The organism is Flaviaestuariibacter flavus (genome assembly GCF_004337505.1).
Classification (GTDB): Bacteria; Bacteroidota; Bacteroidia; order Chitinophagales; family Chitinophagaceae; genus Flavisolibacter; species Flavisolibacter flavus.
Genome location: NZ_SJZI01000008.1, coordinates 239,810 through 264,232, shown reverse-complemented (window position 1 = coordinate 264,232; position 24,423 = coordinate 239,810). Strand labels below are relative to the sequence as shown.

At 58.6% G+C, this 24,423-nt stretch carries 18 protein-coding genes and 4 tRNA genes; 16 read left to right on the top strand and 6 right to left on the bottom strand.

What is annotated here, in order from left to right; all coding sequences use genetic code 11:
- Positions 1 to 43 precede the first annotated feature (43 nt).
- Both EPD60_RS05460 and EPD60_RS05455 read left to right on the top strand, forming a co-directional pair.
- Positions 44 to 943, top strand: a complete 900-nt coding sequence (locus EPD60_RS05460) for a cyanophycinase (protein WP_131447649.1) — start codon at positions 44 to 46, stop codon at positions 941 to 943.
- 305 nt (positions 944 to 1,248) lie between these two features.
- A complete protein-coding gene (locus tag EPD60_RS05455; protein ID WP_131447647.1) occupies positions 1,249 to 2,352 on the top strand; it encodes a serine hydrolase domain-containing protein in 1,104 nt (367 codons plus the stop codon).
- 39 nt (positions 2,353 to 2,391) lie between these two features.
- On the opposite strand, the gene EPD60_RS05450 is transcribed toward EPD60_RS05455, so the two are convergent.
- Positions 2,392 to 2,856: a transposase gene (locus tag EPD60_RS05450; protein WP_131447645.1), complete on the bottom strand. Its 465-nt coding sequence runs from the start codon at positions 2,854 to 2,856 to the stop codon at positions 2,392 to 2,394.
- Positions 2,857 to 3,098: 242 nt separating this feature from the next.
- Here EPD60_RS05450 and EPD60_RS05445 point away from each other — a divergent pair, with 242 nt between their 5' ends.
- The gene (locus tag EPD60_RS05445) at positions 3,099 to 3,461 is read left to right on the top strand and encodes a DUF4406 domain-containing protein (protein ID WP_131447643.1); all 363 of its coding nucleotides are present in this window, start codon (positions 3,099 to 3,101) and stop codon (positions 3,459 to 3,461) included.
- A gap of 46 nt (positions 3,462 to 3,507) precedes the next feature.
- Here the strand turns inward: EPD60_RS05445 and EPD60_RS05440 are convergent, their stop codons facing one another.
- Together EPD60_RS05440 and tyrS are read right to left on the bottom strand one after the other, a co-directional pair.
- Positions 3,508 to 4,611: a lactonase family protein gene (locus EPD60_RS05440; protein WP_131447641.1), complete on the bottom strand. Its 1,104-nt coding sequence runs from the start codon at positions 4,609 to 4,611 to the stop codon at positions 3,508 to 3,510.
- A gap of 75 nt (positions 4,612 to 4,686) precedes the next feature.
- Positions 4,687 to 5,958 (bottom strand): tyrosine--tRNA ligase, encoded by a 1,272-nt coding sequence (gene tyrS / locus EPD60_RS05435; RefSeq protein ID WP_131447639.1) that lies wholly within the window; start codon positions 5,956 to 5,958, stop codon positions 4,687 to 4,689.
- 313 nt (positions 5,959 to 6,271) lie between these two features.
- On the opposite strand from tyrS, the gene EPD60_RS05430 reads away from it, so the two are divergent.
- From EPD60_RS05430 to hscA, 3 genes are all read left to right on the top strand, one after another.
- Positions 6,272 to 7,381: a putative type IX sorting system protein PorV2 gene (locus EPD60_RS05430; RefSeq protein WP_131447637.1), complete on the top strand. Its 1,110-nt coding sequence runs from the start codon at positions 6,272 to 6,274 to the stop codon at positions 7,379 to 7,381.
- 19 nt (positions 7,382 to 7,400) lie between these two features.
- Positions 7,401 to 12,440: a putative type IX secretion system sortase PorU2 gene (gene porU2, locus EPD60_RS05425; protein ID WP_165871421.1), complete on the top strand. Its 5,040-nt coding sequence runs from the start codon at positions 7,401 to 7,403 to the stop codon at positions 12,438 to 12,440.
- A 169-nt stretch (positions 12,441 to 12,609) separates the two neighbouring features.
- On the top strand, positions 12,610 to 14,466 hold the full coding sequence (gene hscA / locus EPD60_RS05420) for a Fe-S protein assembly chaperone HscA (RefSeq protein WP_131447633.1): 1,857 nt from the start codon (positions 12,610 to 12,612) through the stop codon (positions 14,464 to 14,466).
- Here hscA and EPD60_RS05415 read toward each other — a convergent pair whose 3' ends face one another.
- Together EPD60_RS05415 and EPD60_RS05410 are read right to left on the bottom strand one after the other, a co-directional pair.
- Positions 14,467 to 16,101, bottom strand: a complete 1,635-nt coding sequence (locus EPD60_RS05415; RefSeq protein ID WP_394346034.1) for an LIC_10190 family membrane protein — start codon at positions 16,099 to 16,101, stop codon at positions 14,467 to 14,469.
- Between the two features lie 32 nt (positions 16,102 to 16,133).
- Positions 16,134 to 17,636, bottom strand: coding sequence for a hypothetical protein (locus tag EPD60_RS05410; protein WP_131447629.1), 1,503 nt, complete (start codon positions 17,634 to 17,636; stop codon positions 16,134 to 16,136).
- A gap of 151 nt (positions 17,637 to 17,787) precedes the next feature.
- Here EPD60_RS05410 and EPD60_RS05405 point away from each other — a divergent pair, with 151 nt between their 5' ends.
- Positions 17,788 to 18,936, top strand: a complete 1,149-nt coding sequence (locus EPD60_RS05405) for an acyltransferase family protein (protein WP_131447627.1) — start codon at positions 17,788 to 17,790, stop codon at positions 18,934 to 18,936.
- On the opposite strand, the gene EPD60_RS05400 is transcribed toward EPD60_RS05405, so the two are convergent.
- On the bottom strand, positions 18,933 to 19,526 hold the full coding sequence (locus tag EPD60_RS05400; protein ID WP_131447625.1) for a riboflavin synthase: 594 nt from the start codon (positions 19,524 to 19,526) through the stop codon (positions 18,933 to 18,935). The two genes, EPD60_RS05405 and EPD60_RS05400, sit on opposite strands and share 4 nt — an antisense overlap.
- Before the next feature lie 102 nt (positions 19,527 to 19,628).
- On the opposite strand from EPD60_RS05400, the gene rpsU reads away from it, so the two are divergent.
- The 9 genes from rpsU to tuf all read left to right on the top strand — a co-directional run bounded on the left by rpsU (position 19,629) and on the right by tuf (position 24,323).
- Positions 19,629 to 19,826, top strand: a complete 198-nt coding sequence (gene rpsU, locus EPD60_RS05395; RefSeq protein ID WP_131447623.1) for a 30S ribosomal protein S21 — start codon at positions 19,629 to 19,631, stop codon at positions 19,824 to 19,826.
- Between the two features lie 76 nt (positions 19,827 to 19,902).
- Positions 19,903 to 20,652 carry a class I SAM-dependent methyltransferase gene (locus tag EPD60_RS05390; protein WP_131447621.1) on the top strand — a complete coding sequence of 250 codons (750 nt, stop codon included), beginning with the start codon at positions 19,903 to 19,905 and terminating at the stop codon, positions 20,650 to 20,652.
- 25 nt (positions 20,653 to 20,677) lie between these two features.
- On the top strand, positions 20,678 to 21,580 hold the full coding sequence (locus EPD60_RS05385) for a tyrosine-type recombinase/integrase (protein ID WP_131447619.1): 903 nt from the start codon (positions 20,678 to 20,680) through the stop codon (positions 21,578 to 21,580).
- A 316-nt stretch (positions 21,581 to 21,896) separates the two neighbouring features.
- The gene (hpf, locus tag EPD60_RS05380; RefSeq protein WP_131447617.1) at positions 21,897 to 22,199 is read left to right on the top strand and encodes a ribosome hibernation-promoting factor, HPF/YfiA family; all 303 of its coding nucleotides are present in this window, start codon (positions 21,897 to 21,899) and stop codon (positions 22,197 to 22,199) included.
- Between the two features lie 257 nt (positions 22,200 to 22,456).
- Positions 22,457 to 22,529 (top strand) — tRNA-Thr (locus tag EPD60_RS05375).
- A 17-nt stretch (positions 22,530 to 22,546) separates the two neighbouring features.
- Positions 22,547 to 22,629 (top strand) — tRNA-Tyr (locus tag EPD60_RS05370).
- Positions 22,630 to 22,737: 108 nt separating this feature from the next.
- Positions 22,738 to 22,810: transfer RNA gene (locus tag EPD60_RS05365), tRNA-Gly, on the top strand.
- Between the two features lie 103 nt (positions 22,811 to 22,913).
- Positions 22,914 to 22,985: transfer RNA gene (locus EPD60_RS05360), tRNA-Thr, on the top strand.
- Between the two features lie 150 nt (positions 22,986 to 23,135).
- Entirely contained in the window at positions 23,136 to 24,323 is a 1,188-nt protein-coding gene (gene tuf / locus EPD60_RS05355) for an elongation factor Tu (protein WP_131447615.1), read from the top strand.
- Positions 24,324 to 24,423: the final 100 nt, after the last annotated feature.

The window sequence follows — 24,423 nt, the reverse complement described above, 5'->3', positions numbered from 1 at the left end:
AAGGGGTTGGGGGATGGGTCGAGCCATTAATCTGATACATCCAATGACCCACCTCTATCCTAAAGGAAAACTGATCGCTGTGGGCGGTGCCGAAGACAAGGGCACCGACCTGGAAAAAGGAGAGATCCTCCGCAACAACCTCAACTTTTTTGAGCTGGGCATCCTCCGCCGCATCGTGGAGGAGGCCGGAGGCACCGACGCCCGCATCGAGGTGGTGACCACGGCCTCCATGATCCCCGACGAAGTGGGCGCCAATTACCTCAATGCCTTCGGCAAGATCGGCTGCACCAATGTGGGCGTGATGCGCATCCGCGACCGCGCCGATGCCCAGGTGCAGGAGTACCTCGACCGCCTGCTCAACTGCGACGCCATCATGTTCAGCGGCGGCAACCAGCTGCGCCTGTCCACCACCTTCGGCGGCACCCAGTTTCACAATATCCTGCTCAACCGCTACCGGAGCGAGCACTTCATCATCGCCGGCACGTCGGCGGGCGCGATGGCCATGAGCCGCACCATGATCTACGAAGGCAACGCCGCCAAGGCCCACCTGAAGGGCGAGGTCAAGATCAGCACCGGTCTCGGCTTTATCGACAACGTCATCATCGATTCGCACTTTGAAAAGCGCGGCCGCTTCGGGCGCCTCGCCCAGGCGGTGGCCACCAACCCCGGCTGCATCGGTATCGGGCTTGGCGAAGACACCGGCATGCTCATCACCGACGGTAACAAAATGGAAGCCATCGGCTCGGGTCTTGTGATGATCCTCGACGGGCACGACATCCGCCACTCAAACATTGCCGACATCCCCGACGGCAACCCCATCTCGCTCGAAAATCTCAAGGTGCACCTCTGCGAGAAAGGCAACGGCTACCTTGTGCGTGAGCGCACCTTCCTGATGGAAGCCCGCGAAGGCGCGCTGATCAAGAAGCAGGTGCCGGTGGAGTAGTCATAACCGTATTTATCCTATTTGGAAAAGCAGTCTTTCGGGGCTGCTTTTTGCATTCCGGAGCTTTGGTGCCCGTACTGAAGCCGGTAACTTTCGCAGATGAAAGCCCTGTTACTTTTTGCGCTGATCCTTTCCGGTACCGGGGTGTATGGACAGTTTAACCCATTTCTCCGTCATACGCAATACACGCCGCGTCGCCGTGGGGCTGGAGGCGATCGGGGAGGATGCCCGCCGATTCGGCTTTGTGTATATTGCCCCGAAGAATTAAACCTGCCGCAACCTACCCTGTCTCAACCACCATGCTTATGAACCGATTGCCGCTACTGTTCGCAACGCTGCTGTTTTTTGCCGCCTGCAAGAAACCCGCCACCGACGATACCAATAACCGCGTAGTGCTCACCACGCCCGGCACCGGCGCACTTTATTTTCCGCCCGCTACCGGCACTAACTGGGATGCTGCCGACCCGCGGCTCGAGGGCTGGGATACAGCATCCCTGAATACACTGGCGCCCTGGCTGCAATCGAAAAACACCAAGGCATTTATCATCCTGAAGCAGGGACGCATTGCGTATGAGAAATACTTCGGAACGTTCACCGCCGACTCGCTCTGGTACTGGGCTTCGGCCGGTAAAACGGCCACGGCCCTGCTCACCGGGATCGCGGTGAAGGAAGGCCGGGTGAATATCAACGACCGGGTGTCGCAGTATATCGGCACCGGGTGGACATCAGCACCCCTGGCCAAGGAAAACGCGATCACGGTCCGTCACCTGCTGACCATGACCTCAGGCCTCGACGACGGCGTTGCCGACGACGAATGCACCACGCCGGCCTGCCTCCAGTACAAAGCCGACGCCGGCACCCGCTGGGCCTATCACAACGGCGCCCACACCAAGCTGCACAACGTGCTGGAAAGTGCCACCGGGCAGTCCTACAACGCCTGGTGGACGGCGAAGGTGAAGAACCGTACCGGCATGGGTGGCGTCTGGGTTATGAGTGGCTACAACGAGATCTACTACAGCAATGCCCGCAGCATGGCCCGCTTTGGCCTGCTGCTCCTCAACCGGGGCAACTGGGCCGGCGATGCGCTGGTAGACAGCTCCTGGTTCAACGCACAGGTGTCCAGCTCGCAGTCGCTCAACCTGTCGTACGGCTACCTTACCTGGCTTAACGGCAAGAGCACCGCGATGGTGCCGCAATCGCAGACCGTATTCCCCGGCCCCCTGGTCGCCAGTGCGCCTGCCGACCTGTTTGCGGCCCTGGGCAAGAACGACCAGAAGATTTACGTGTCGCCGGCGCAAAGCCTGGTGGTGATCCGGCTCGGTGAGTCGGCAGGCCCGGCCGCGCTGGGCCCTTCCGGCTTCGACAACGAGTTGTGGACAAGGCTGCGCACGATCCTGCATTCCTGGTAGCCGCGCTTCGTTCTGTATTTCTACGGTAATGCGCGCGGATCATTCCGGATCATGCGGCAATCCGCGCTCCTCGAAGTCGATTTCCTGCTCAATCAGCAGCTGCCGGAATTCATCACGGTAGGAAAGAGAGTCGTGGATCTCCGCCTGGCGGGCGATATAACGCCTGAGTTCTTTCACACCTTCGGCATCCGTTCCAAAGCAGGCATAGCCGTCCTGCCATTCAAAAGGGACATCCGTGAGGCTCTGGTCGTTGATCCAGCGGGCGGTCCTTCTTTTCAGGTCGTTCAGGAGGTCATCCAGGGCCAGGAGCGGGTACTGGTCGAAAAGAAGATGCACATGATCGGAAGTACCACCCATGGCGAAAGGCACACATTGCTGGAACAGGAGCAAGTCCTCGAACTCGTCGTGGAGATGATCCATCCACTCGGGAGCGATCAGGGCCTCCCTGTATTTTACCGAAAAGAGCACGTGCAGGTATAAGGCGCTGTTGATGATGATTTGCATGAAGTAAAGTGACGCCGCCGGGCAAAGAATTCCCTGTTGTTTTTCCCATGATTTTCTGGGAAAATTCCCGGCTTTTCCTGGTGATTTCCGGGAAAGGGCACCTGCAGGCTTTTGCGGGCATCGATAGCCGTGAAAAACTGATGCACCAACACCGCCGCTTGATGCGCCGACGGTGCCGGTCCGTGCAAACGATAGCTGACATGGAAGTAGAATAGCCTATTTTCCCTTCCTATTCACAGCTTATGTCCCTGATGATTTTAGTAGCCGGCCCATACCGCTCCGGCACCAACGACGACCCGGAGAAGATCCATGCGAATGTAAAAGCCATGACCGACTGCGCCCTGCGGCTTTACCGCCGCGGGCACCTGCCTGTGCTCGGCGAATGGCTGGCGCTCCCGCTGCTGGAAGCCGCCGGATCCAAAGCGAACGGCGATGCTGTTTTCAACGAGATCTTTCACCCCTCCGCGATCCGGCTGATCCGGCATTGCGATGCCGTGCTGCGCATCGGCGGTCCGTCGGCCGGCGCCGACGAGATGGTGACGCAGGGGCGGGCGCAGGGAAAACTGATTTTTATGGACGAAGCGGACATCCCCGACCCGAGCTGAATCACAGGGTCGGCTCACCTAGCACGTACACGTTCGTGATAGAAGGTCAACGCTGACGGGGAAGCCATTTAAGGCAGACCGGCGCGGGCGCCGCAATTCGTTTGCCCGTATCCGTGAGTCCGCCGCTCCCCTTGTCTACTTTGAAAATGCTGATGTTGTCGCTGTCCTGGTTGGCTACGAGCAGGAGCTCGCCGCCGGGTGTAAATATGAAGTTGCGCGGCACCTTGCCGCCCGTAGGCACATGCCCAGTCGCCGTCAGTGAGCCGTCGGTACCGATGGCAAAGATGGCGATGTGGTTGCTGGGGTTGCGGTTGGTGGCGTACACAAAACGTCCGTCGGGCGACACGTGGATGTCGGCGCTGCTGGCGGGCGTGCCGGCGTCGGGGAGAAGGCTGATTTCCTGGAACGGCTTCAGCATGCCGTTGTCGTAGGTGCAGGCGGTGATGTCGCCGCTAAGTTCCTGCACGATGTATACCCATTTCCCGTTGGGATGAAATTCGAGTTGCCGCGGACCCGTACCGCGCCGCAGCTGCAGCAACTTGTCGGTAGGCGCGAGGCGGTGTTGCCGCGCCGACACCGAATAAGTAATAATACGGTCGGTGCCGAGGTCGGCGGCGAGCAGGTAGCGTTCGTCGGGGCTCAGGTTGGTGCTGTGTACATGCGGCCCTTCCTGACGCGCCGCATGGGGCCCGGAGCCATTGTGTTTGTAGATGTACTCGAAGGGCACCAGGCCGCCGTCGGGCGCCGTGGCAAAAAGAGCGAGGTTGCCCCCGCTGTAGTTGCCGGCGATGACGTTCCGCCCCTTGCGGTCTACCGTAATATAACAGGGTGCGTCGCCGCCAGAAGGTACTTCGTTGATGAATTCCAACCGCCCTTTGCGCAGGCGGTAGGCCCGCACTGCGCCCTTGCCGCCGCCCTGCTCGCTGACGGCGTAAACGTATTTCCCATCCGCGCCCGGCGCCAGGTAGGAAGGGTTTACTGTCATCGCCGAATCAGTTGCCGTCGCCTCCAGGCTTTGCGGGTCGAAACGGTAAATGAAGATCCCGGCCCGGCCCGGGGTGCGGGTGTAGGTGCCTACGAGGAGTTGAACTGGTTGCGCGCCGGCGGGCAGGCCAAGCAGCAGGAGCAAGGCGATTCGGAACAGCTTCATGGGGCGAAGCTACTCAGGCGGCCGCATAAAAAAGCACCCGGGTGGGGGTGCTTTCCGTATCAGATTTATAAAACCTTAGCCGGCGCAGCGAACGAGGAAGACATTTTTCTTGCCCTTGTTTACCAGCAGGAACTGGTTGTGCAGCAGGAAGGAGGCTTCGAGGCGGTGGGCCGGGTCGGCTACCTTGTTGCGGTTGATGCTCACGCCGCCGCCCTGCACCAGCTTGCGGGCCTCGCCCTTGCTGGGGAAGATTCCGGTTTCGGCGAGGAAGCTGACCACGTCGACGCCTTCCGCAATTTTGGCGCGCTCGTAATCGATCTTGACGATGCCTTCCAGGCCTTCGAGGTCTTCCACCGAAAGGCTTTCCGCGGGGGCGCTCGCATTGGTGAACAGCTTCTGCGTCGTTTCCAGTGCTTTTTCGAGCTCAATTTGGCCGTGCACGAAAACCGTGAGTTCTTCGGCGAGGCGCTTCTGCAGGAGGCGCTTGCCGGGGTCGGCGCGGTGGGCGGCAACAATGCCTTCGATGGTGGCCTCATCGAGGAAGGTGAAGATCTTGATCCAGTTCTCGGCGTCGGTATCGGTGGCGTTGAGCCAGAACTGATAAAACTGGTAGGGGCTCGTTTTTTCGGGATCGAGCCACACGTTGCCCTGCTCGGTCTTGCCGAACTTGGTGCCGTCCGCTTTCTTGATCAGCGGGCAGGTGAAGGCGAAGGCCTCGCCACCGGCCTTGCGGCGGATGAGCTCGGTGCCGGTAGTGATATTCCCCCACTGGTCGGAGCCACCGGCCTGGACCTTGCAGGCTTTATTCTGGTAGAGCCAGTAGAAGTCGTAGCCCTGGATGAGCTGGTAGGTGAATTCGGTGAACGAAATCCCGGTATCGCTCTCCAGGCGCTTGCGCACCGAATCCTTACTCATCATGTAGTTGATGGAGATATGCTTACCCACGTCGCGGATAAAGCTGAGGAAATCGATACCCTTGAACCAGTCGTAGTTATTGACGAGCTCGGCGCGGCCGTTGCTGAAGTCGAGGAATTTTTCCAGCTGGCGGCGGATGCCGGCCACGTTGTGCTGGAGGGTTTCCTCATCCAGCAGGTGGCGCTCGGCACTCTTAAAGCTGGGGTCGCCGATCATGCCGGTGGCGCCGCCCACGAGGGCCACGGGCTTGTGGCCGGCGCGCTGCAGGTGCACCAGCAGCAGGATAGGTACCAGGGAGCCGATGTGCAGCGAGTCGGCGGTGGGGTCGAACCCGATATAAACGGCCGTCGGTTCCTTCTTCAGTTGTTCTTCGGTTCCCGGCATGATGTCCTGGATCATGCCCCGCCAGCGCAGCTCGTCGATCAGATTCATTATGAAAGCGTTTGAGCCGGCAAAAATAAGCTCCGGATCTCAGATCTCAGATTTGAGCATGCTCATTGGTAGTTACCGTGCCTTCCTGCTTCCGGAAAATGGCTCCGGATCCGAGATTCGAGATCCGAGATCTGAGATCGTGCTCTGCGTCCCGGCATGCCATTTGATCCCTTAGGTCATCATTAACCGTGGTTTTGGTCCTGTTCGGCGTTCCGGATGAGTATAATTCCTTAAATGGAGTACATTTGTTGAGGTGAAGTCTGACCGCTTCGCGAACATTTCCAAAACTATTGAAGACCTGAAAATCGTCCGAATGACCCTCTCCCGTGTATTCATCTGCGGTGCCCTGCTGTTGAGCTCTGCCGTTCAGGCGCAGTTCCGCAAGTATTCCAACGAGTTCCTCAATATCGGTGTCGGTGCCCGCGGGCTGGCCATGGGTTCGGCCCAGGTGGCTTCTGCCAGCGACGGCACTGCCGGCTACTGGAACCCCGCCGGGCTTGCCTTCGTGGAGCGCACCAATATCAACGCCATGCACGCCGAGTATTTTTCGGGCATCGGCAAGTACGACTACCTCTCATTTGCCACACCGCTGAACGGCGGCCGGCGCACCCTGGGCGTCACGGCCCTCCGCTTTGGTGTCGACGACATTCCCAACACGCTCTTCCTGGTAGAACCCGACGGCAGTATCAACTACAATAATGTCCGGTCGTTTTCTTCGGCCGACTACGGCTTCCTGTTTTCGCTTGCACAAAAACTCAAAGACCACGGCAACCGCAAGATGCAGGTGGGCCTCAACGCCAAGGTGATCCACCGCAGCGTGGGTTCCTTTGCCAAAGCCTGGGGCTTCGGCATCGACGCCGGCCTGCAGATGCAGGTTAAAAAGTGGCGCCTCGGGCTCGTGGGCCGCGACATCACCACCACTTTCAACACCTGGTCCTTCTCTTTCTCCGACAAGGAAAAGGAGGCGCTCTACCTCACCAACAACGACATCCCGGTGCGCTCCACCGAGATGACCGCTCCCCGCGTGGTGCTGGGTGTGGGCCGCGACTTCAAGCTGGGCAACAAGGTGGGCCTCCTGGCCGAGGCCAACTTCGACCTCACCTTCGACGGGCAGCGCAATACGGTGATCTCTTCTTCCGCCGTGAACGTGGACCCGCGCATCGGCGTCGAAGCCAATATCAACCAGACGCTTTTCCTCCGCGCCGGTGTCAACAACTTCCAGCGTGCCCTTTCCGACAAGGATACCTTCAACCAGAAAAAAGTCTGGATCTATCAGCCGAGCCTTGGCGCCGGCTTCCGCCTTCAGAACGTCCGGATCGATTATGCCTTTACCAACCTGGCCAACCAGAGCAGCGCACTCTACACCCACGTGTTTTCGCTGCAGCTTGACCTCGTGAATGACAAAAAGCGCAAAGGCAAATAATCCACCAAATACCCTGCACATGAAAAAGCTTCTCTTCTGCTTGCTGCTTCTGGCCGGCCTCGCGGCCCGGGGGCAGAACTACTACAACGAGTGGATTGACTACAGCAAAACCTATTATAAGTTCAAGGTAGGAGCTACGGGCCTCTACCGCATCCCGCAGGCGACCCTGCAGACGGCTGGCCTCGGCGGCGTACCCGCCCAGCAGTTCCAGCTGTGGCGTAACGGCGTAGAGGTGCCGCTCTACACTTCCGTAGCCAGCGGCCCCCTGAGTGGCAGCGACTATATCGAGTTCTGGGGACTCATGAATGACGGCGGTCCCGACAGCTTGCTGTACCGCGAGCGTCGCTATCAACTGAATAACAGGTGGAGCCTGGAGACCGATACCGCCACCTACTTTCTGACGGTCAACGCAGGTGCCAACAAACGCCTGGCCACCACGGCCAACAACGTCAACGGCACAACGCTTGCTCCGGAGCCCTGGTTCCTGTACACCGCCGGCAAATACTTCAAAGACCTGATGAACCAGGGTTACGCCGTGAACGTGGGCGACTACATGTATTCGTCGAGCTACGACCGCGGCGAAGGCTGGACCACCGGATATATCACCACGGGCAATACGATGCCCTGGTCGTTTTCCGGTCTCTTTCCCTATACCGGCGCGGGTGCCCCCAAGCCGCTGCTGGTGGCGGCAATTGCCGGTAATGCCACCAACCCCCGAAACTACCGCCTTACCGTAAACGGAGACTCCGTGCTCGGCGGCCCGGTGAACTTCTTCAACGAGCTTGTTGACAGCAACCGCTTCGAGATGAGCACCATCGCGGGCGGAACGGCCAATCTCAACATCACCAATATCACGTCTGTTGCCAACGACCGTATGGTGGTGCACCGCTACGAGCTGACCTACCCGCGCCTTTTTAACTTCGGCGCGGCTACGACCTTTGAATTCAGCCTGCCCGCTACCGCCGTGGGCCAGTACCTGCAGATCACCAACTTCAGCGCCGGCACCGCCGCGCCGGTACTTTACGACCTCACCAACGGCCTTCGCCTGGTAGCTAATACCGACGTTGCCGGCCAGTTCCGTTTTGTGCTGCCGCCGTCTGCCACCGATCATAACCTCGTACTCGTACGTGGCGATGGTTCTACCGTTTCCCCGATTACGGCCCTGCAGACCCGCACATTTACCGATTACATGCAGGCTCAGGCAGACTACCTGATCATCTCTAACCCTATCCTGGCTGCCGGTGCCAACGGCAGCAATCCGCTCGAAGAATACCGCGCCTACCGGGCTTCAGCAGACGGGGGCAGTTACAATGCTAAGATTTTTTGGTTTGAAGACCTTGCGGACCAATTCGCCTTTGGTATCAAAAACCACCCGATCGCAATTGTCAACTTCGCCCGCTTTGCACGTAACCGTTTCAATGTTGCTCCTAAACATGTCTTCCTGATCGGTAAAGGCGTGGTGTATAACCAGGCCCGCGGAAATGAAGCGAACCCGCTGTTGCCGCGCGTGAACCTCGTTCCTACGTTTGGCAATCCGGCTTCCGATAACCTGCTTACGGCCGAACCCGGCTCCAGCCAGCCCCGTACGCCGGTAGGCCGCCTGTCGGTGGTGAACCCGGCGGAGCTTGCCGTATACCTGGCCAAGGTGAAGCAGTTTGAGCTGAACCAGCGCACCCCTTCGCCCCTGATCGCCAGCAAGGCCTGGATGAAGAACGTGGTGCACCTCGCCGGCTCCACCGAGCCCCAGCTGCTCAGCACGCTTTCCACATATCTCAACCAGCTAAAAACCATCATCAGCGATACGTTCTTCGGCGCCAAGGTAACCACCTTCATCAAGAACAGTCCCAATACGGTGGAGCAGATCAACAACGGCGAGCTCGACCGCCTCTTCGCTGAAGGTATTTCCCTCATTACCTATTTCGGTCACTCGGCCGCCAGCCACCTCGAATACAACCTCAATAACCCCGACCAGTATAACAACCCGGGCAAATACCCGCTGTTCGTGGCCCTTGGCTGCAACGTAGGCAACGTGTACAATTTCTCCACAGCGCGCCTTTCGGCCCTGGAAACGATCTCGGAACAATACACCATGGCGCCCAACCGCGGCTCCATTGGCTTTATCGCATCGAGCCACTTCGGCATTACCGATTACCTGCAGAACCTCTCGCGTCCGCTGTATTACAACCTGGGAGTGAAAAACTACGGGCACACGATCGGGGAGATCATGATGTCGGCAGTAGCCGATATGTTCGCGGTTTATAATGAAGGCGACTTCTATGCCCGTGCCACGGCCGAAGAATCGAATCTCAACGGCGACCCGGCCCTGCGCCTCAACCCGCATCCCAAGCCGGACTACGTGATCGAAGACCCGCTGGTGCGCGTGTCGCCCGGGTTTGTGTCGGTTGCCGACAACTCTTTCCACCTCACCGCGCAGGCCCTCAATATTGGGCGCGCCATCAACCAGCCCGTAGTGATTGAGGTAAAGCGAACCTTTCCTGCCGGCAATTCCCAAATAATCTATCGGGACACCCTTCCGGGCATACGGTATATCGATTCGGTCGGTATCGACATCGCCATTGACCCCAACCGCGACAAAGGGCTCAACCGTATTACCGTTACCATCGACCCGGACAATACGACCGACGAGATCTACGAGAACAATAACTCCGTAACCAAAGACCTGTTCATCTACGAGGACGAAGCCCGGCCGGTGTACCCGTATAATTTTGCAATCGTTAACCGGCAGAATATCCGCTTCGTGGCATCGACGGCGAATCCCTTCGCTTCCAACCGGGCGTACCGGATGGAGATCGATACCACCGAGCGGTTCAACTCGGCGCTGAAGGTCACTACCAACCTGACCTCGCCGGGTGGCATCCTCGAGTTCCAGCCCACGATTTCTTTCCGCGACAGCACGGTGTATTACTGGCGTGTGGCGGAGGTGGCGAACAGCGGCGATCAGAAATGGTCCAACTCTTCGTTCATTTATATCCCGGGCAACGACTCGGGCTTCAACCAGTCGCACTATTACCAGAACCTGCATTCCACCTACCAGCGGATGCACATGGATACAGTGACCCGCCGCTTCCGGTTCAACGAAGTGACGCACGAGATCTTCCTGCGCCACGGCCTTTATCCCAATACATCGGGGCAGGCAAACTTCTATACGGTGAGTGTGGACGGCATCCCCACCTTCGGGCCGGGCTGCCTGTACGACCAGCTGATCTTCAACGTCATCGACTCCAACTCCTTCCGTCCCTGGCTCAACCAGACGACGCCCACCGGTGGCCTCTACGGCAGTAACGCGCTTTGCAATTCCGGACAGCGCTACAACTTCCTTTTCATGCTCAACTCGGCTGCGCAGCGGAAGGCGGCGATGGACTTCATCGACCGGGTGCCCGCAGGCGACTACGTGATCATGCGCAGCGCGGCCAGCCCCACTACCAACACCTACGTGGACGCATGGAAAGCCGACACCCTGCTTTACGGCTCCGGCAACTCGCTGTACCACCGCCTGTACAACCAGGGCTTCCTGACGCTTGATTCGATCAACCGGCCGCGCGGCTACGCCATCATCTTCAAGAAGGACCGCGCCTCCGTGATGCCGCCGGTGTATTACGTGCAATCGGTGCCCAGTGAGCCGATCACGTTCACCGCCATTCCGCACACGCCGGATTCGATGGGCACCGTTACTTCTCCCCAGTTCGGACCCGCCGCGGCCTGGAAGCGCCTCCTTTGGGACGGTGCCTCCCTGGAAACGCCGCGCACCGATTCGGTGACGCTGAGTCTGCTCGGAATCCGCGGCAACGGTACCGTCGATACGCTGATGAGCGGCATCCGCCCGGGTCAGAACGATATCGATATCTCCTCGGTATCGGCGGCAACCTATCCCTATCTCAGTTTGCAACTCAACACGAAGGATACCGCGCATTATACACCCTGGCAGCTCAAATACTGGCGCCTGCTCTATTCGCCGAAGGCCGAAGGGGCGGTGGCACCCAACCTGTTGTTCCAGATGAAGGATACCTTCGACGTAGGTGAGCCCATCACCCTGAAGATGGCCTTCAAGAACATCAGCGACGTGGCCTTCGACAGCCTCCGGGTAAAGGCCGTGGTCACCGACCAGTCGAACGTGGCGCGTACCATTCCGCTCGGCCGCTATAAGCCGCTCGTAGCCGGCGACACCATTACGGTGCAGGTGCCCATCGACAGCCGCCGCCTGGTGGGTACCAATACGCTGTACGTGGATGTGAACCCCGACAACGACCAGCCGGAGCTGTATCACTTCAACAACTTTATCTTCAAGAACTTCTATGTGCGCGGCGACTCGCTCAACCCGCTGCTCGACGTCACCTTCGACAATCACCATATCATGGACGGCGATATCGTGTCTGCGAAGCCTTCGATCGACATTGTGCTGAAAGACGAATCGCGGTACCGCCTGCTCGACGACACCTCGCTCATTTCGGTGCAGGTAGTAGGGCCCACCTCGAACGATGTGCGCACCTACAGCTTCAACAGCGACACCCTGCGCTTTGAGCCGGCAACGGCGGGCGCCGGCGACAACCAGGCCACGGTGCGCTTCCGCCCCGGCTTCACGGAAGATGGTGAGTACACACTCATCGTCACCGGCAAGGACAAGAGCGGCAATACCGCCGGCCGGATGGACTACAAGGTGAAATTCACGGTGATCAACAAGCCGATGATCTCCAACATGCTCAATTATCCCAACCCCTTCACCACTTCCACGGCCTTTGTGTTTACGATCACCGGCTCGGAGGTGCCGCAGAACATCCGCATACAGATCCTGACCATCACCGGTAAGGTGGTGCGCGAGATCACGAAGGAAGAACTGGGTCCCTTGCGGATCGGCTCCAATATCACCGAGTTCAAATGGGACGGCACCGACCAGTACGGGCAGAAGCTCGCCAACGGCGTCTACCTCTACCGCGTGGTGACCAATCTCAACGGCCAGTCGCTGGATAAGTTCACCAACAAGAACGAGAAGACCGACAAGTACTTCAACAAAGGCTACGGCAAGATGTACCTGATGCGATAGACACCCATCTCCAACCCTTCCCCGGGAGAGAAGGGAGCCGATAATTCCTGAAAAGCCCGCTCCGCCAGGAGCGGGTTTTTCATCGCTATGCCCGCGAAGCAACCTATTACCTCATTATCCCATTACCCTATTACCCCATTAGCACATTCTCTCGCTACCTTTGCCGGCTATGGCCAAGATTTCGATTAATATGAGCACGGGCTCGCTGCAGCAGGAAGAGATGATCGTCGGCATCGATCTCGGCACCACCAACAGCCTCATTGCCATCATTCACCCCGCCACCGGCAAGCCGGCGGTGCTCCGCGAGTTCGACAATTCGCGGCTGGTGCCGTCCATCGTGCACTTCGGCCCCGGCGGCACCGTTTCGGTGGGCGACGAAGCCCGCCAGTACCTCGTGACGGAGCCGCACAATACCATCTTTTCGGTGAAGCGTCTCATGGGCAAATCCTATAAGGACGTGGCCCCGGCCGCAAAATATTTCTCCTATGATATCATCGACGACGGCACCGACAACCTGGTGAAGGTGGCCGTGAATGGTAAATTTTATACACCGATCGAGCTCTCTTCCTTCATCCTGAAAGCGCTGAAGGAGCGGGCCGAGCATATTCTCAAAACGCCGGTCAACAAAGCCGTGATCACCGTGCCGGCCTATTTCAACGACGCTCAGCGGCAGGCCACGCGCGACGCCGGCCGTCTGGCGGGACTCGACGTGCTCCGCATCGTCAACGAGCCGACCGCCGCCAGCCTTGCCTACGGCATCGGGCTGAGCCGCGAGGAAGAAAAAGTGGTGGCGGTATACGACCTCGGCGGCGGCACTTTTGATATTTCCATCCTCCGTATTTCAGGCGGCGTGTTTGAAGTGCTCTCCACCCATGGCGATACCTATCTCGGCGGCGACGACTTTGACCGTGCCATCCTGCACCACTGGATGGAAGCCCTCGGCATCAGCGAGGCTGCACTGGAGGCCGACAAATCCCTGGCCCAGCAACTGCGGCTTGCCGCCGAGGAAGCCAAAAAGGCACTGAGCAGCGAAGAGGCCTGGAGCGGCACCATCGGCGATCAACCGGTAACGCTTAACCGAAAAGTTTTCGAAGAGCTCATCGCGCCCCTGGTGAACCGCACCATCGAAAGCTGCCGCAGTGCCCTTGCCGACGCCGAGCTTACGGGTGCCGACATTGCCGAAGTGGTGATGGTGGGTGGCTCCACGCGGGTGCCGCTGGTAAAGGAAGCCGTAGCGAAATTTTTCGGTCGCCCGGTGCACAACGAAGTGGACCCCGACGAAGTGGTGGCCCTTGGCGCCGCCTTGCAGGCCGATGTGCTTTCCGGCCGCAACAAAGACCTGCTGCTGCTTGACGTAACGCCGCTTTCTCTTGGCATCGAAACCATGGGCGGACTGATGGACGTGCTCATTCCGCGCAACGCCAAAATACCAACCAAGGCCGGTCGCCAGTATACCACGCAAAAAGACGGTCAGTCGGGAATGCGCATCTCCGTTTACCAGGGCGAGCGCGACCTGGTGCAGGACAACCGCAAGCTGGCCGAGTTCAACCTCACCGGCATCCCGGGCATGCCCGCCGGCCTGCCCAAGGTGGAAGTCAGCTTCCTGATCAATGCCGATGGCATCCTGGTGGTAAAAGCAAAAGAGCTGCGCAGCGGCGTGGAGCAGGCCATCGAAGTAAAACCGCAATACGGGCTCAGCGACGAGCAGGTAGAACAGATGCTGCTCGATTCCCTGCAGCATGCGAAGAGCGACATTCAGCAGCGGGCGCTGGTGGAAGCCCAGACCGAAGGGCGGCTGCTGATTGAAACCACGCGCGCCTTCCTGGTAAAGAACGAAGGTTTTGTTACCCCGCAGGAACTGGCGGATACCGAAGCCGGCATTGCGCGGCTGGAATCCCTGCTCGCCGGCACCGACAAGGATGCCATCCAGGGTGCCATCGAAGCGCTCAATGATATTTCGCGGCCTTATGCCGAGCGCCTCATGGACGAGGCCGTGGGCAAGGCGATGCGGGGCAAGCAGATCTGATCAGGGTGCCCGGAAGCCTTCTTCAACGCGGGCGCCGCGAAGACGCACGGCGTTGCAAGGCAGCGTCAGGGAAGGCAGCGGCAGCGGGCGCTCGGCGTCCTGTGCCGATTGGGGCCGGTAGAAATCCACGCCCTGGCATTTGACCTTTTCAAAGGCTGCTTCGCGCACACCGATGGGTTGCAGCAACTGCGCCGGTCGGAAGTAGTGTGCGAAGCGGTATCCGGAATAGGACCCAATCCCCAGCGTCAGCAGCACACAGGCAATGATAACGCTGCGTTGCGGCACTGCCGGGGCCCCACCGAAAGGGTACCAGGCCAATGCGATGATAGCCAGGATACTCCCGAGCCCAAAACGCGGGTCGGGTGCCTGCAGCCACCAATAAACAAGTCCGAGGAAAGCAACCGCAAAAACGACGGCGCGCCGTTGCCGGTCCGCGCCCCGCCGGAGCCGCAGGAGGGCGACGGGTAAGGAGGGAATCAGCGTCAGCAGCAATACCTGCTCGGCGCCGCTGCGGGCTGCCCACCAGCGCGGCATCCAGGCCCGCACCGGGCTGTGCAGCACCGCCTCTACCTCGGCGCCGGTCTGCAGCCAGGGACTGCGTGCCCAGGCCATCACATAGCGCAGCTCGTAACGTGCCGCTTCGGGCGCCAGCTTCCAATCCACATCAAAACCGGCAAGGGGCGAAGGGAAAAGCGGGTACCCGGTTGTAAGTATGTTGCGTACCAGCAGCGGGCCCAGCACCAGGATGCCGAAGAAGGCACCCACCGCAATGCGAACGCCGCGCCTGCCTGGTGCCAACGATCGCAGGAGGGGCAGTAGTAATACGGGTGCTGCCGATAGCTTGATTGCAGTGGCGAACAGTGCAAAGAAGGTCACTGCCAGGTCGGCACCGAGACTTCCTTTCCCGCGCAGGAAAAGATGCAGCGACAGCCATACAAAGGCAGCCGCGGCGAGGTCGTTGCCGGCGGATGCGGCCGTGAGGCGCAGGGCATTGTAATCGCACAAAAGGTAGGCGAGGAGGCCCAGCCACAGCAAGGCCGGCAGCGCATTATGCTTTTCCGCGGCCGCACGGGCGCCGTGCAGCAGGTAGCCGGCGCACCAGAGCGCAAAAACCGGCGGCAGGTAGCTGAGTGCATGCCCCCCGGCAAAGCGGAAGCTGAAAGCGGCGCAGAGCTGGTACCAAAGCCCCTGGTAGCCCAATCGGTGATTCAGATGCACGAGACCGCGGATCGCCTGGTAGCCTTCGATCCAGCGGATAGTTGCGGTATGATAGGCCAGGGTATCGGGGTGAGTGATCTCCCAGCTGCCCATGAGGAGAAAGAGCAGTGCACAGGCGAGCCAGGCGATCCGGTAAGGGCGCGCTTCGGCGGAGAAATCCGGCAGGCGGATGCCTGATCGGGAGTGCCGGAAAAACAAGTACAGCAGGGGCGGTGTCACCAACAGGATCTGAATGCCCGGTCCGCCAAGGGGCATCACCAATGAGGCAATTCCAACCACGGTACCCACCGCCCCAAGCCCGAGAAAGGGGAGGACCGCATCGGGAAGCCACTCTTTACCGGCGTCCTTCATCAATGCACGCAAGCCGGCACCCCAGCCCCGGCAGAGGAGGGTGATGTAAATCCAGGCAAGGAGCATCAGGAGCAAAGGCGGCGATTTTTGATGGGAACTCAGCGACCCGTGAACGGGACGCCGGTAAATTTATAGAGGTCGTATCGGTATAGCGTCGTGTCTTTTTGGTATCCGTGCAGCGACACACCCCATAAGGCCGTGGGCACCTCGCCCTTCGGCAGGATCAGGTAGCGTATGCTGCCATTGGCAAGCTCACTTTTCAGTGCGCTGTAATCGAAATTGCCATCGGGCAGCAGGCAGCAGTCGATGGTGTCGAAGGTGGGCGCCGCGAGCTCGCGGTGCAGCAGGGTTTTGAAAAAGTCACGGTTGGGATTGTGCAGGTTGAAAACATGCCCGGTGCCCGGGTGTCGTTGCAGGTATTGCGTCACCGCCACCTGCTCCTCGTAGTACTGACGTTTTGCCGCCCGCTGGTGCAGGTAATAAAGCCCTCCTTCCACGAGCACATGAAGCACGAACACGAGGAGCACCGGGAGCGCCAGCACCGTATACTTGCGCAACAGGGTCCGCTCGCCCGGCGCCCGGCCGCGCAGGAATAGGATCGCTGTGATCATCGAAAGCACGAGGCTTTCATAATAGTAACCGAGTGATGATCCCCATTTGAAGGCCAGCGCCGTGGAGAAAAGCGCTTGTGCTGCCCAGCAAAGCGCCCAGAAGCGGCCCGGTTTGTCGCGGCGGGCAAGCCCCAGCGCGAAAACACCCCCGGCCACGAGAGGCAACAGCAGCTGCGAATTGACGAGCCGTTTGAAAATGTCGGTATAAAACCAGGAAGGATCGATACGGTTGCGCACGCCCGTTACCGTGCTTGGTAGCAGGTATGAATAGCCGGGAAGTAGCGTAAAAAGCAGGAAGACAACGAAAAAAAGCAGCAGGAAGACGATGACAAAAGCCGGGGTTTTGCGGGGTTCGAAAAACAGGAACCACAGCCCGGCGAGCGCAGGGGCGATGATGCCGTTTTGCTTGGCGAAAATACAGGCGACACACAAGGCCGCAGGTGCCAGCACCGAACGTGCAAAGCCGCTTCCCGGCTGCCGGAAAAAAGTTGCGATGAGCGCAATATAACAGGTCACAAACAGGGCGTCGGAACGGGAGAAGGTATAGGCCAGGTAGCAGAGGATGGAAGCAAAGCCGGCAAGTCCCAGCAGGGCCGGCGCAACCTGCAGGCCGAGGGCGCGCGTCAGGATGCGATACAGCAGCACGCAGCTGCTGATATCGCAAAGCAGCGCCACCGCCCGGCAGAGCCAGTATACCCCGATGCCGTCGCCGGCACCGATGCCCAGCAGCTTGCCCGCGGCAATGCAAACCTGAAAATAGAGGGGCGCGTATACATTGATGGCGAAAGGAAAAGCTTCGGGGTTCGGGTAAATACTTTGTCCGGCAAGACCGCGGGTGACAGCGTACACGAAGTTGTTGTCGATGCCCATCAGCTCGGGTGCATAGGAAAAGACCACGGCCAGCCGGTACAGCAGCAGCGCGGCCAGGGCCACACCGGCGGCAATCCCGTAAAGCCGTTCGCGGTTCCGGGCTGCGGAGTAAGACATCATGAGTCGTAAATTTCGTTTTCCCGCCCTGGGTTAATGAGCCGAGCCCTCCCTGCCGGTGGCCGTAAATTTATGGGTTGCGGTGAACTTGGCCCGCATCATTTCCGGCGGCACCCGGCGCGGTGCTGCGGATTCCGTTAAGTTTGAAGCCCCGATGAAGCTCCAACCGATCGAAGCACCCGCCCCCCGCACGGCGCCCGTTGCCGGCAGCAGCCCGGTTTTCGGGCTCGACCTGATGCGCGCGCTTGCCATCCTGCTGGTACTCGTGGCCCACTCGCATTTTTTCTGGCCCGGCAGCTACCACGGGCAGCAATGGTTCTTTGGTGCAACGGCGTTCTGGGGCGTCGAGTTGTTTTTTGTGCTGAGTGGCTTCCTCATCGGCCGGATCCTCCTGCGGCTTTTTGAGGAGGACGTGTCGGCGGCATCACTGCGTGTTTTCTGGATGCGCCGCTGGCTGCGCACCTTGCCGAATTATTACCTCGCGCTGATCGTATACCTGCTTTTTTATAACCGGGTGCAGGCCGGGTTTTCGCCGGCGGCGCACTGGACCTATTTTCTCTTCCTGCAAAACCTGGTGACCCCGATACCTGAATTTTTTATCGTAACCTGGAGCCTTACGGTGGAAGAATGGAGTTACCTGCTGCTGCCGCTGCTCTTGCTCCTGGCGGCGCGGCTGGGCGGGAGAAACCGGCACCTGGCGATTCTGGGGCTGCTCACCGCCGGCTCCTTGCTGCTCCGGTTTATCTACCTGCAACAGCATCCTGCAATTCCCTGGGAGACCGGCCTGCGGCGCATCGCCGTTTTTCGGTTCGATGCGATCGCTACCGGGGTACTTGCCGCTTATTGCTCGCTTCGCTTTGCCGCCGCCTGGCGGCGGCTGCCGGTGGCTTGTTTCCTGGCTGGTTTATCCGGGGTGCTGGTGCTCACCCTGCTGTTCCGGACGGAGCTGGCGCACCTCGGTGAGCCGGCCCGCTCACCGCTGCTGGCACTTTTTTTCACGGGCGCCAGCGGCTTCCTGGCGCTGCTGCTGCCACTCGCCAGCGACCGGCGCCGCGGCGCGCCGGCTCCGGTCGGTTCTGTCGTAAACTGGATCAGCCGGATCTCCTATTCGCTTTACCTGTGGCACTCGCTGCTCTTTTACCTGGCAGCCTATGCGCTGTCGCGGTTTGGAGCGGGGTACCGGCCCCTGGCGCTCCTGGCGACCTGGCTCCTCACGCTGGCGGTGGCCACCGTCGTTTTTTATGGCTTCGAGCAGCCGATCCTACGCTGGCGCGACCGCCGCTTCCGGCAGGTGCACCCTTAGCTTTTTCCAAGGCGCAGGCTGCGCTGCAGGTACTTCCCGATCAGGTCGAACTCCAGGTTGACCAGCGAGCCCTCGCCGAGGGTGTGGAGGTTGGTGTGGGCGTAGGTGTAAGGAATGATGGCTACCGTAAAGTGTTTCTTGCGCACGTCAAAAACGGTAAGTGAAACACCGTTGAGGGCGATGGAGCCCTTTTCGATCACCAGCGGGGCAAAGGCCTTCGGAAACCAGAAACGCAGTTCCCAGCTGCCCTGGCGGTCATCGATGGCCTCGCAGATGCCGGTGCTGTCCACGTGGCCCTGCACAAAGTGCCCGTCGAGGCGCGAGGAGGGGAGGAGGGAGCGCTCCAGGTTGACGAGGGTGCCCGGGCCCCACTCGTGGAGGTTGGTCTTTTCGAGGGTTTCGGCAACGGCCGTTACCCGGTAATGGTCGCCGCGGAGCTCTTCTACCGTGAGACAAACGCCGTTGTGGGCGAGGCTCTGGTCGACTTTGAGCTCGGCCGCCAGGGGCGATTGCAGCCAGAAAGACTTATTGGCGCCCTGGCCGGCCACCTCGCGCACGGTGCCAAAAGCTTCTATAATACCCGTAAACATGGCGCAAACTTCGTCTTTTTACAATTTATTTTGGCAGATACATCAGATTGCTGCTATCTTTGCCATCCGAAAATTCAAAAACACTAAAGGAGGTATATACGCATGTTAATCATCGACTCTAAAGACTGCGAGAACATCGACAAGGCCCTTAAGAAGTACAAAAAGAAATTCGAGAAGGCCAAGATCCTGTTGCAGCTCCGTGAGCGCCAGGCTTTCATCAAGCCGTCGATCCGCCGTCGCGGACAGGTGCTCAAGGCTGTTTACAAGCAGCAGCTCGCCAGCGGTAAGATCGAAAGCTGATTCCTCCATTAGCGCCGATATTCATAGCTGCAAGGTGATAGCCTTGCAGCTATTCTTTTTTCTGCTCCACCCGCTTATGGAAAAAAATTACGTTGCCCGCTATGCCCACCACGAGCGCACCCACTGGTGGTTCCGGGCAAGGCTGCAACTATTGCAGTTCCAGATCGCCCGCATCCTGCGTAAGGAAGGGCTGAAGACACCCCTGCGGGTGCTCAATATCGGTGCGGGCGGCGGCGCCACCTCGGCGATGCTCGAAGCCTTCGGTGCCGTGAAGTCGGTGGAGTACGATGCCGATCTCTTCATTTACTGCCGCGATACCCTGGGCCTTGACGTGGACCAGGCCTCGGTCACCGAGCTGCCCTATGCCGACGGCGCTTTCGACCTCGTGTGCGTATTCGATGTACTCGAGCACGTGGAAGACGATGTGAAAGCCCTTTCGGAAATGCATCGCGTGACGCGTGCCGGCGGGATGCTTTTTGTGACGGTCCCCGCCTTCCAGGCACTCTGGAGCAGCCACGACCGCGCCAACAACCACCTGCGCCGCTATACCGCCCCCATGCTCAACGCCCGCGCGCGCTCCGTTGGCCTTCGGCTCCGTTTAAGCTCTTATTTTAATTTCCTTCTTTTCCCGCCCATCGTGCTCGCCCGCCTTGCCGATCGCCTGCGACCCGCCAAAGCCGTGGAGCCCGGCGACTTCGACCGCTACCAGGCCGGCGGCTTCGTCAATTCCCTGCTGTTCCGGATCTTCCGCAGCGAGCGCCGCCTGATGTCGCTGACCCGCCTGCCCTTCGGCTTGTCGGTATTCGCCGCTTACCGGCGCCCGTAAAGGGGCCGATTCGTAACTTACCGCCATGCCCGTCGCCCATCCACAGCTCCAGCCTTTTCTCGATTACCTGAAATTCGAGAAGCGCTACTCGCGGCACACCCTGGTGTCGTACGAGAATGACCTGACGGGCTTTTTTGATTATCTCGAACTGCAGTTCGGGAGCCTGCCGCTGCCGGAGATCACCCACAGCTTCATCCGCAGCTGGCTGGCTTCCCTGAAGGATGCCGGGATGACCGCCAAGACCATCAACCGGAAGATTTCGGCGCTGCGGTCTTTTTTCAAGCATTGCCTCAAGGTGGGCACCCTGGCGCAAAGCCCGATGGCCAAGGTAGTAGCGCCCAAGAACGAAAAGCGCCTGCCGCAGTTTGTGGCCGATAAAGACATCCGCACCCTCTTCGACTACGTGGAGTTTCCCGATAGCTTCCAGGGGCGCACGGAGCGCCTTGCGCTGGAACTTTTCTACCAGACCGGGATGCGCCTTTCAGAGCTTACGGGGCTGAAGGAAGGCGCCGTGAATGCCGCCGGCCACAGCCTCAAGGTGCTGGGCAAAGGCAACAAGGAACGGATCATTCCCATCGGCGACGCGCTATTGCGGTCTATCGAAGCGTACGTGGCTGAAAAAGCCGGCATCGAAGGCGCCGACCGCACGGTGCTGCTGGTGGGCGGGAAAGGGGGGAAGCCCCTGCAGCCGCGGGCGGTGTATAAGTTTGTGCATCACTACCTTACCCTGAGCGGCAGCACCATCGAAAAGCGCAGCCCGCACGTGCTCCGTCACACCTTCGCCACCCACCTCACGGGCGCCGGCGCCGAACTCAATGCCGTAAAGGAACTCCTCGGCCACAGCTCGCTGGCAGCCACCCAGGTATACACGCACAATACCATCGAAAAGCTGAAGAACATCCACAAGAACTTCCATCCCAAAGCGTGAGTAGTTTGCTAGTGGGGTAGTGTGCTGGTGTGCTGAAAAGGAGGGGTTGGAAATCTGAACTTAGAAACGAGCCGGCCGTTACGGGACATTCCTTTAACAATTTGTTGACGGCTACTCCGTTTCAGTACATTGGCACGTTAGCACACCAGCACAATGGCCCACTCTTCCTGCTGACCGGACTTTCCCTTATTCGCAAATTAATTTCCTTCTTATCTGTTCGTAATTCCGGCGGTATTGCGTTAACTTCATTGCAAGCCCTCCGGAGGCGCTCCACCAGCTCTTTCAAATAATCTTTCATCGACTAAATACAGATTCTATGAACCTTCACATCCAAACGGTGCACTTTGATGCAGATCGGAAATTGATCGAACTAGTTAGGGCTAAGATCGCGAAGCTGCCGCAGTTCCATGATCGGATTATCAAAGTGGATGTCTTTCTGAAGTTGGACAACGTTGTTCACACCATCAAAGACAAGGTTGCCGAGATCCGGGTGCATGTTCCGAGAGCCGACTTTTTCGTGAAGGCCACCAGCAAATCCTTTGAAGCTTCTTTCGACGAAGCTTTCGATTCGCTCGTGAACCAGATCAAACGCAAGAAAGAAAAGCTCGCTGCCGCTTAATTCAAAACTTTTCAGAGACCTCCCCCAAACAGGGAGGTCTTTTTTATGCCCTGTTTTCGCGGGTCCGGCAGCTCATCAAAAAAATCCTAAAGAATTTTTGTGCTTTTTTTTGCGGAATGGGTAATTCCGTTACCTTTGCCATCCCGAAAACAAAGGGGAGTTCTTTAAAACTAGTTCGCTGAATGTCAAGAGTCTCCGCGCAGCTTGCTAAGGCTTGTCGGTCAGGCGTCTCGCTATGAGGCGAACCAGGGAAATAAGCCGCTTTAGCTCAGTTGGTAGAGCAGCTGATTTGTAATCAGCAGGTCGTTGGTTCGACTCCGACAAGCGGCTCCTAGTAAATTTCATTTGGGCAGGTTCCAGAGCGGCCAAATGGGGCGGACTGTAAATCCGCTGTCTTTCGACTTCAGAGGTTCGAATCCTCTCCTGCCCACTCAATGATCTCGGATCTCCAATCTGGGATCGCAGATCTTTGACGGTTCCAAGATTTTCCGATGCTGGTGCAAATCAGACATCAGAGATCCGAGATCCGAGATTTCATGCGGGAGTAGCTCATTTGGTAGAGCGATAGCCTTCCAAGCTATAGGTGGCGAGTTCGAGCCTCGTCTCCCGCTCACCGAGCGCCGAAGCTGTTGCGATGGCGTTCACCCGAGTCGCCTTCCTCGTGAAGGTGCTCCCGGAAACTTTCTCAAAACGCCCCCGGGCGGAAGAGAGCAAGCCGTTGTAGCTCAGGGGTAGAGCACTTCCTTGGTAAGGAAGAGGTCGTGAGTTCAATTCTCATCAACGGCTCAACCAAAACCGGCTGGCTTCGGCCATCGGAACATCGAAGCGGTGTGAAACAGGCTGGTGCGCAGGCGCTGAAGTGAATCCTTCCTATGAAAATAGCGAAGGCTTTTTGGGAGATATAAATTTGTAGTCCAACAACTAAAAACAAATACAATGGCAAAAGAGAATTTTAAGCGGGATAAACCCCACGTTAACGTTGGTACCATTGGTCACGTTGACCACGGTAAAACAACTTTGACGGCCGCCATCACCGACGTTTTGTCAAAGCAAGGTCTGGCGGAGAAGAAGAACTATGATGATATCGACGGTGCTCCCGAAGAAAAAGAGCGCGGTATCACCATCAACACCGCTCACGTAGAATATCAGACCGCTACCCGCCACTATGCACACGTGGATTGCCCCGGTCACGCCGACTACGTAAAGAACATGATCACCGGTGCTGCCCAGATGGACGGCGCTATCCTGGTTGTGGCTGCTACCGACGGTCCGATGCCCCAGACGAAAGAGCACATCCTGCTCGCCCGTCAGGTAGGTGTTCCCCGTATCGTTGTATTCATGAACAAAGTAGACCTCGTTGAAGACCCCGAGCTGCTGGAACTCGTTGAGATGGAAATCCGCGACCTCCTGAGCTCTTACGGTTTCGACGGCGACAATACCCCCATCATCCAGGGTTCTGCTACCGGCGCTCTCGCTGGCGAAGAAAAGTGGATCGCTAAGATCAACGAGCTGATGGAAGCTGTGGATACCTATATCCCCCTGCCTCCCCGCCCGGTTGACCAGCCCTTCCTGATGTCCGTAGAAGACGTATTCTCGATCACTGGTCGTGGTACGGTTGCTACCGGTCGTATCGAGCGCGGTCGTATCAAGGTTGGTGAGCCCGTAGAGATCGTAGGTCTCATCGACGCCCCCCTGACTTCGACTTGCACAGGTGTTGAAATGTTCCGTAAGCTCCTCGACGAAGGTGAAGCTGGTGACAACGCCGGTCTCCTCCTCCGCGGTATTGAAAAGAACCAGATCCGTCGCGGTATGGTTATCGTGAAGCCGGGTTCGATCACCCCCCACACCGACTTCAAAGCAGAAGTTTACGTTCTGTCGAAAGAAGAAGGTGGCCGTCACACGCCGTTCTTCAATAAGTACCGTCCCCAGTTCTATTTCCGTACTACCGACGTAACTGGTGAGTGCCAGCTGCCCGAAGGTACCGAGATGATCATGCCTGGCGACAACACCTCCATCACCGTGAAGCTGATCCAGCCGATCGCCATGGAGAAAGGTCTGAAGTTCGCTATCCGTGAAGGTGGCCGTACCGTAGGTGCCGGTCAGGTTACGGAGATCATCAAGTAAGCTCGAAAGCCTAGCTTTTAGCTTTTTGAATCGCAAAGATCCTTATCTTCGCAACATAATGCTAAGAGCTATTAGCCGCCGCGCTAATAGCTCTTAGCTT

What these genes read in the sequence shown, in the direction of transcription:
- EPD60_RS05460 (WP_131447649.1), top strand. Translation starts at nt 44, where the DNA reads ATGACCCACCTCTATCCTAAAGGAAAACTGATCGCTGTGGGCGGTGCC.
- EPD60_RS05455 (WP_131447647.1), top strand. Translation starts at nt 1,249, where the DNA reads ATGAACCGATTGCCGCTACTGTTCGCAACGCTGCTGTTTTTTGCCGCC.
- EPD60_RS05450 (WP_131447645.1), bottom strand. Translation starts at nt 2,856, where the DNA reads ATGCAAATCATCATCAACAGCGCCTTATACCTGCACGTGCTCTTTTCG.
- EPD60_RS05445 (WP_131447643.1), top strand. Translation starts at nt 3,099, where the DNA reads ATGTCCCTGATGATTTTAGTAGCCGGCCCATACCGCTCCGGCACCAAC.
- EPD60_RS05440 (WP_131447641.1), bottom strand. Translation starts at nt 4,611, where the DNA reads ATGAAGCTGTTCCGAATCGCCTTGCTCCTGCTGCTTGGCCTGCCCGCC.
- tyrS (WP_131447639.1), bottom strand. Translation starts at nt 5,958, where the DNA reads ATGAATCTGATCGACGAGCTGCGCTGGCGGGGCATGATCCAGGACATC.
- EPD60_RS05430 (WP_131447637.1), top strand. Translation starts at nt 6,272, where the DNA reads ATGACCCTCTCCCGTGTATTCATCTGCGGTGCCCTGCTGTTGAGCTCT.
- porU2 (WP_165871421.1), top strand. Translation starts at nt 7,401, where the DNA reads ATGAAAAAGCTTCTCTTCTGCTTGCTGCTTCTGGCCGGCCTCGCGGCC.
- hscA (WP_131447633.1), top strand. Translation starts at nt 12,610, where the DNA reads ATGGCCAAGATTTCGATTAATATGAGCACGGGCTCGCTGCAGCAGGAA.
- EPD60_RS05415 (WP_394346034.1), bottom strand. Translation starts at nt 16,101, where the DNA reads ATGCTCCTTGCCTGGATTTACATCACCCTCCTCTGCCGGGGCTGGGGT.
- EPD60_RS05410 (WP_131447629.1), bottom strand. Translation starts at nt 17,636, where the DNA reads ATGATGTCTTACTCCGCAGCCCGGAACCGCGAACGGCTTTACGGGATT.
- EPD60_RS05405 (WP_131447627.1), top strand. Translation starts at nt 17,788, where the DNA reads ATGAAGCTCCAACCGATCGAAGCACCCGCCCCCCGCACGGCGCCCGTT.
- EPD60_RS05400 (WP_131447625.1), bottom strand. Translation starts at nt 19,526, where the DNA reads ATGTTTACGGGTATTATAGAAGCTTTTGGCACCGTGCGCGAGGTGGCC.
- rpsU (WP_131447623.1), top strand. Translation starts at nt 19,629, where the DNA reads ATGTTAATCATCGACTCTAAAGACTGCGAGAACATCGACAAGGCCCTT.
- EPD60_RS05390 (WP_131447621.1), top strand. Translation starts at nt 19,903, where the DNA reads ATGGAAAAAAATTACGTTGCCCGCTATGCCCACCACGAGCGCACCCAC.
- EPD60_RS05385 (WP_131447619.1), top strand. Translation starts at nt 20,678, where the DNA reads ATGCCCGTCGCCCATCCACAGCTCCAGCCTTTTCTCGATTACCTGAAA.
- hpf (WP_131447617.1), top strand. Translation starts at nt 21,897, where the DNA reads ATGAACCTTCACATCCAAACGGTGCACTTTGATGCAGATCGGAAATTG.
- tuf (WP_131447615.1), top strand. Translation starts at nt 23,136, where the DNA reads ATGGCAAAAGAGAATTTTAAGCGGGATAAACCCCACGTTAACGTTGGT.